General features: G+C 30.9%; 1 protein-coding gene. It reads left to right on the top strand.

Annotated elements, in window-relative coordinates; translation table 11 throughout:
- Window positions 1-97: 97 nt before the first annotated feature.
- Window positions 98-538, top strand: a 441-nt coding sequence (locus N3F66_15235; GenBank protein ID MCX8125499.1) for a hypothetical protein, incomplete at its 3' end; no start/stop codon positions are given.

Raw genomic sequence — 538 nt, 5'->3', positions numbered from 1 at the left:
GGTTCCAAGAGATTGTTTTATTATTTCAGGTAAAAAATATGAACCGTTATTTTTACTATCTTCAATATAACTAGAAAGTTTATCACCACATGTAACGATGAGTATCCTATTAGAGCCCGAAGATAAGAAAGATTCTAATTTTTCAACTAAACATTCCGAAAGAGAACCTGATATAAACACAGGTATTTATATAAAAAAGAAAAAAATTCAATCCTGTTACCTAATGTCTGGCTTCCCGACACCAAACATTTACTCTGAAGACACCCCTGCTATTGAAAAAGTCTCCCTTGATGATATAAACAGGGCAAAAAACAGATATCTCAAACCTGAAAGATATAGTTTTACATTACTTATTCCTGAAGAACTAAGTGAAAACGATGTCTCTGAAAAAATTAAAAAAATTTTTGAAAAAAATGTTTCCGAAAAAACAGTCTCACAGGAGACTTTTCAGCTTAAGAATGGAATAAAGTTATCTGTTTATAAAAAAGGCTCTACCAATGTTTTTTCAATAAATATAGCAAGCCTTGCAGGTTCAAGA

It is taken from the genome of Spirochaetota bacterium, from assembly GCA_026414805.1.
Taxonomy (GTDB): Bacteria; Spirochaetota; UBA4802; order UBA4802; family UB4802; genus UBA4802.
This window is presented reverse-complemented; position numbering and strand designations above follow the sequence as displayed.